We start from the raw sequence: 2,760 nt of genomic DNA, 5'->3' as shown, positions 1-2,760 counted from the left end.
TCATCCCCGCCCTCGGCCAAAGGCACGAAGGCTATCACTGGCGGAGTTTTGCTCCGGCCAACAGCCAGATATCCGGCCGCTTCAGTGGTGGATTTTTGCACCGGCGCTCTCACGCATCGTGGAACTGGCGCAACGCTCCCTGTCGCCCGGCATCAACGACCCCACCACCGCGCTCTACTGCATCGACCGGCTGGGACAAGTTCTTGGCCGAGTGGCAGACCGGGACATTCCCTCCCCAATGCGGCTCGATCAGAGTGGCCAGTTGCGCGTCTTGACCGAAGTCTTTGATCTTGGGGATGTCACCTGCCGGGCCTTCGCGGCGATTGCACGATACGGGATGACCGATGCGGATGTCGTCACCCGGCTTGCTGAAACCCTCGCGAAGTTGGAAAAGTCTTTTCCGCTGGCCGCGAGTGTCGCCGTTGCCGAGTTGCGTGAACAGGTGTTGCGCGAAAGCGGGGGGCCGACAGTTCATGCCTTTGACCGCAAAACTCTTTTGGATTTACAGGAGAGCAGCGGGAAGAAGCTCTGAATCGGAGCGTATCGTTGCGACCTTCGGACGCGAAGATGCACCCGATCGAGACTTACAGGGCTGCGGAGTCTTGCGGTCTCGGTTCCGGGCGCACAAAGATACGCGTCACCTCGGGATGCGTCTTGCGGACGGTGCCGCCGATCGCGGCGATCAGATGTTCCAGGTCAGGTACGGTCATCTCGTCGGGAAATTCCAGGGTGAAGGCCGCGAACACCTGCTCGGCACCCAGCTGGACCGTGATCAGATCAACGATACGCCGGACTTCGGGATGCGCGCCAACTGTCGCCCGCAGTGCTGCGACAACCTCCGCGTCGGCGGTCTCTCCCACCAGCAACTGCTTGCTTTCGCGCGCAAGCACGACCGCAACACCAGCGAGCAGAACGCCGATCGCGACCGACGCTGCACCATCCCAGACCGGGTTCTCCGTCACGACCGAAACCGCCGTCCCCGCCATGGCGATCACGATCCCGATCAAGGCTGCAGAGTCCTCAAGGAAAACCGTGAAGGACGTAGGATCCTTGCTGCGCCTGACCGCTTGCCAGATGCTATGGCGTCCCTTGGTTTTGCGGAAGGCCCGCCATGCGAATCCGAGCGAGATAGACTCGAACACAAAGGCGAGCCCGAACACGATGAAGGTGATCCCGGGCCGGCTGATCGGCGCGGGATCGAGGATGTGGATGACACCTTCGTAGATCGAAATTCCCGCACCCAGCGCGAAGATCATCATGGCGACCACGAAGCACCAGAAGTAAAGCTCGCGCCCATACCCCACCGGGTGGGCCGCGTCGGGAGGTTTCGCGGCCCGCTTTTGCCCGTAGAGCAGCAGAACCTCGTTGCCGCTATCGACCAGACTGTGCACGCCTTCGCTGAGCATCGCCGAGCCGCCTGTGATCCCCGCTGCAATGAACTTCGTGACCGCTATGGCCAGATTGCCGAACAGGGCCGCGTAGAGTGCCGTGGTGTTGTCGTGCCGTGCCATGATGGTCCGCGCCTTCTTGGTAGTGCCCCGACGCGCGGTGTAGGACCCAGCGAGAGGCGGCGCGTCGGGCCAAAATACGAGCCGACCTACGCTGGCGTTCTCGGTTCCGCCCGGTTCGCTTCGCCGGACCGCGTCAGACCCCAGAAATCCGCTATGTGGCGGGTCGACGAAATGCCGACTTCCAGCATGTATTTACCTTCTTCCCCCAGGCCCTCGTCGCCCTCGGCACTGATCGGCGTGCCGTGGCCCATTGCCTCGATAATGTATTCCTCGATCACCTCGCGCCCGTCCGCGTCGCACCAGACTTTCCGGGGAATACTGTCGACCGTCTCCACACGTGTCGGCGGTCCTTCAACGTTGTGGATCTTCTGCCACTGTCCGACGATATCACCGGCGTTGGAACTGTCGACGGTCGTATCGCTGCCGCCATGCCAGACAGAAATCGTCGGCCAGGGGCCTGTGGATTCCGAGGCTTCACGGACAGACGCGTCAAGCGCGCTGTCCGATGGGCTGCCAAATCCCTTCATGCGAATGATCGCTTCCATCATGTTGTTCGCGCTGTGGTACGGCAACCCTGCGATGATCGCCCCTCCTGCGAACACTTCCGGATAGGTCGCAAGCATCACGGATGTCATGGCACCACCCGAGGACATCCCCGTAATGAAGACACGCGACGGGTCTATGGCATAATCATCAACGACCTGTTTGATCATGTGCCGGATCGAGAGCGGTTCGCCCCCGCCGCGTTGGCTGTCGCCGGTCTCGAACCAGTTGAAGCTGCCAAGGAGGTTGTTGGTCAGTCTTTGCCCCGGGAACAGGAGCGCTATTCCGCATTCGTCGGCGAGAGTAGACCAGCCTGATCCGATATCATAGCTTTCCGCCGACTGGGTGCTGCCATGCAGCACGACGACAAGCGGGCCGTTCTTCGGGAAGTTCTCCGGAATATAAATGTCCGCGCTCAGCGAGCCGGGGTCCGTTCCGAAATTTTCCAGGGCGGAAAGACGATCGCTGGTATTTGAAGATATTGGCATAAGAATCCCTGTGCGTGGGCCGACATTGGCCATGTAAGAAGACGCCCCGGCCCTAAATCTTTCGGGCCGGGGGCGTTGTGACTGTCCACGGATCGACGCGGACAGTAATACCAACGGGAGCGAAGGCCGACTCTTCGGGGATTCCCAAGCTGACAGAATTCTGAATCACTGTGACAAACGGAGGTTTGTCATGGCAGCACCGGTTCCCCTTCACACGG

At 60.9% G+C, this 2,760-nt stretch carries 3 protein-coding genes; 1 reads left to right on the top strand and 2 read right to left on the bottom strand.

Annotated elements, in window-relative coordinates; all coding sequences use genetic code 11:
• On the top strand, window positions 1-532 hold a 532-nt coding region (locus tag VQ045_RS21495; protein ID WP_331831572.1), incomplete at its 5' end, for a DUF2254 family protein.
• A 52-nt stretch (window positions 533-584) separates the two neighbouring features.
• On the opposite strand, the gene VQ045_RS21490 is transcribed toward VQ045_RS21495, so the two are convergent.
• Both VQ045_RS21490 and VQ045_RS21485 read right to left on the bottom strand, forming a co-directional pair.
• Window positions 585-1,511: a cation diffusion facilitator family transporter gene (locus tag VQ045_RS21490; RefSeq protein WP_331831571.1), complete on the bottom strand. Its 927-nt coding sequence runs from the start codon at window positions 1,509-1,511 to the stop codon at window positions 585-587.
• 86 nt (window positions 1,512-1,597) lie between these two features.
• Entirely contained in the window at window positions 1,598-2,575 is a 978-nt protein-coding gene (locus VQ045_RS21485; protein WP_331831570.1) for an extracellular catalytic domain type 1 short-chain-length polyhydroxyalkanoate depolymerase, read from the bottom strand.
• Window positions 2,576-2,760 lie beyond the last annotated feature (185 nt).

Source organism: Aurantimonas sp. E1-2-R+4 (genome assembly GCF_036549515.1).
Taxonomy (GTDB): Bacteria; Pseudomonadota; Alphaproteobacteria; order Rhizobiales; family Rhizobiaceae; genus Aurantimonas; species Aurantimonas coralicida_A.
Note: the sequence above shows the minus strand (reverse complement) of the source record. Positions and strands in the feature narration are given on the sequence as shown.